This is a genomic window from Campylobacter sp. BCW_6873 (genome assembly GCF_001762365.1).
Taxonomy (GTDB): Bacteria; Campylobacterota; Campylobacteria; order Campylobacterales; family Campylobacteraceae; genus Campylobacter_D; species Campylobacter_D jejuni.
Genome location: NZ_MJWS01000024.1, coordinates 1 through 3,387, shown reverse-complemented (window position 1 = coordinate 3,387; position 3,387 = coordinate 1). Strand labels below are relative to the sequence as shown.

The following is a 3,387-nucleotide window of genomic DNA, read 5'->3' as shown; positions in this document are numbered from 1 at the left end:
AAAGAAAACTATAATCAAGAAAAAGTTACACAAATGATTATTAAAAATCTTAAGATGATACAAGCTAGTATTGAAGATATAAGAACTTTAACTATTTATTCATTCCTAGATGAAGATGAGGAACTTTCAAGAAAAGCTAGTCGAATTGTTTTAAATTTAAATAACGATATTATATCCTATCTTTTATACAATGAAAGAAATATCACAAATCATAAAACTTATTTTTTATTTGACAAGGAAAGATTTGATGCACTTGAAGATTTTTTATTTTTTCTAAATACTCGTTTAGAAGAGGATTTTTTGCAAAAAAATGATAATGATTTTGAAATAATAGAAATTGTAACATATATTAATCTATTGATTGGCTTAGATAGTGCGTTTGCTAATAATATGTACCTAAGAGAACTTTCAATAGCTCCTATTTGTGATTTAAATAATCCCAAAACCATAGTAATTCTAAATGGCATAGAAAAAATTAATATTGCAGTTGATAGATATATCAATCTTATAAATTCAAAAATTAAATTTATTGCCTATAAAGATGATTATCTTAAAATGAAAATAGAAAATATAAACAATAATTATCCAAAACTCAGACTCGGTCAAAAACAAACCAATAAACTTAAATCCATACAATCCAAACTAAAAGAGTGTAAACAATGAACGAAGAATTGCAAAAAGAAGAATTACCTAGAAAAAAATTAAACGAAACAGAAAAAGATTTGCAAATTTATTTAGGAGTATAAATGAAAAAACTTCAGTTTTTATTTGACACAAAATTAAAAAAATTAGCTTGGATTATAGCTATATTGTTTATCGGATTTATAGGATATAATATACTTTTTTATACTGAATTTAAAAATGGTTATGCAAAAGTGATTTTACGCTCCAATGCAACACTTAATCAAAATTGGTATTGTATAAAAGAAGGTAAAAAACTGGATAGAAATGAAGTATTTGAAAGAGCTGCTAAAGATTTGCTTAAAAAGCTTTATGATTATGCACATAGTAAAAGATATTACAATGTAGCTCAAGAAGAGTGGCAATATCTTGGTACTAAATGTCATTTTGAAGATACAGATTGTCAATTTTTTAGTAATGGAAAGCAATTTGATATCAACGATATCATAAAACAAATTGATTTTAATAAAACTGAAGAAGAAAATATGCAAAAAATAATGCAGGGTTTTAACATTGTAAAACCATTTGAAGAAGAAAAAATTTTAATAGGGGATTTTGATAAAACGCAAAAGTTAAGCAATATAAAACTCAAATATTCTTTACTTTTTGATTATCGGGAAAGAATTTATCTTATTCACTATGATGTTAAATTTATAGCAATAGGTGGTTATGAATATTTTGTTACACCTTCAAGATTTGGTGATTATGATTATGGCTTATTAGTTAAAATGTATCTTATAGGCTATAAACACTCTAAAGAGAAATTCAATAAAGATGTTTTGGAAAGGTGGAAAAATGATAATTATTTTAGATACGAGTATTATCCTATTACAAATTGTGGTGAAGTAGAAATACGCGAAAATGATAATTTTATATGGGTTAATGAATAAAACTGAAATTTTAAGTATGGCAGGAAAAATAAAATGGGTTTTTTATTAAATTTAAAAGGTGATTATGGAATAGAAATTTTATCTTATTATCTTTGGGGAGAAAGCACGCCACCAAGTAATTTAGCTAAAAAAGATAATCGTGTGCTTATCGCTAAAGATTATAAAGCAAGAGATGAAAAAGAAATAATCATACAAGCTTCGGCACTTGATTATATGAAATATGTGGATAAATATACTAGTGCTGCAGATTTTAGAGTATTTCAAAAATTTTTTGATTGCGAATTTAGTAAAAAAAGAACTTGAAAAATTTAAAGATAAAATAGAAGAAGAGATGTATATTTTAGAACTAGACGATATAGTAGAAACTAAGATGTATGGAGGCGTAAATCCATTTATTAATAGAGATGGAGAATATATCGAAGATAATAGAGCGTGTAAAAGAAGCCACTACTACTTAGATATAAACTCAAGTGATTATGCTAAAAGATCTTTTACTTTTGGAAGCACAAAAATAGCTTTCAATAAAAATGTTAAATTTCATATTAATGCTAAAACTTACAAAGCCGAATATATTTCTAATCTAAAGCTTTATCCACTCGATGATAATTTTGATTTTGAAAGTAATGATGGATTTGCAAAATATATAAATCTTTATTTAGAATATGAATTAGATCCATTAAAAATAGGTAGAACTGTTAATATTAAATTTATTGATCAAGAAAAAATTACACCTATGGTTATTTATAAAAGAGTATTTCAAATACTTCAAAAACAATCTTTTGAATCTCCAATTCCCTTTTTTCCTTCGTTTAAAAAATATTATGATAATAATATCTTGCCATCTGGTGTGTTATATTTACAAGATGATAACTCCAAAACCCATTCAAAGCATTCTGCTTTCTTTAGTCAAAACGAACAAAATAACTCAAGCAACTCTTCATCAAACTCCAAAGAACCTTGCTTTATCACTTTATATTTAAAAGATGAACACAATAAACCCATTGCTAATGCTAAAATCATTATCAAAGGTTTTAAACATGATGAAGCTTTAAGAGTAGTTAATCTAAAAAGACGCAGTGATGAAAAAGGTAAAATAAGATTTGATAAAGAAAAGTATTTTAGCGATTGTTATAGCTTTAAAGTAAAGCTTGATGAAAGTGAAGCTTATTTTCCTACTCCTTTACAAAATGCTAAAAGAATATTTAATAATTATACCCATCACAAAGTTGGACTTATACTTAAATTTAAAGCTAAAGATCATTTAGTTTATGATGGATTTAATCTCTATCATTATAAAGGAAATGAATTAATTAATTCTTATATGGCAAGAAGTGGTACTGCTAAGGCAGATAATGAAAAAAGAAGTAAAAAGCAAATTGCAAATTATTTTTACCAAGATGAAAAAGATAAAAGCAAAAGTGGAAAGGCTTATTTTTACTATGATGATGAAAGTATTAAAGATAGATTTGGCACTTTACCTGAAGGGGAGTATTATTTAAAAATCAATGAAATAGCTAAAGATACTAACCCTAGCTTTTTAAAAGATTATCCCTTTGAAATAGGAAAAACCTGGGGAAGATACTGCGTAAGATTATATACTGATAAAGAATGCTCTAAAACTTTTAAAGAAGTAAAAATAAAAGAAAGTAATGAAAAAGAAAACAAAACAAGCAAAAAAGATAAAAAAGAGCAAAGCATAATAAAAGATAATCTATATCTTTATAGCATCAATGAAAAGGGAGAGTTTGGCAGTAATGGTAGCATAGGTATAGCACAAGCACAGTTATTAGAGGATTTAAGTAAGCAAGCTAAGTTT

General features: G+C 25.8%; 4 protein-coding genes. All 4 read left to right on the top strand.

Annotated elements, in window-relative coordinates; all coding sequences use genetic code 11:
• Positions 1–663, top strand: a 663-nt coding sequence (locus AJ932_RS00645; RefSeq protein WP_070278015.1) for a hypothetical protein, incomplete at its 5' end; no start/stop codon positions are given.
• A gap of 83 nt (positions 664–746) precedes the next feature.
• Complete coding sequence (locus AJ932_RS00640) at positions 747–1,571, top strand: hypothetical protein (protein WP_044780729.1); 825 nt, start codon at positions 747–749, stop codon at positions 1,569–1,571.
• A 33-nt stretch (positions 1,572–1,604) separates the two neighbouring features.
• Positions 1,605–1,874 carry a hypothetical protein gene (locus AJ932_RS00635; RefSeq protein WP_186820393.1) on the top strand — a complete coding sequence of 90 codons (270 nt, stop codon included), beginning with the start codon at positions 1,605–1,607 and terminating at the stop codon, positions 1,872–1,874.
• Positions 1,810–3,387, top strand: a 1,578-nt coding sequence (locus AJ932_RS00630) for a hypothetical protein (protein ID WP_261660036.1), incomplete at its 3' end; no start/stop codon positions are given. The genes AJ932_RS00635 and AJ932_RS00630, both read left to right, overlap by 65 nt.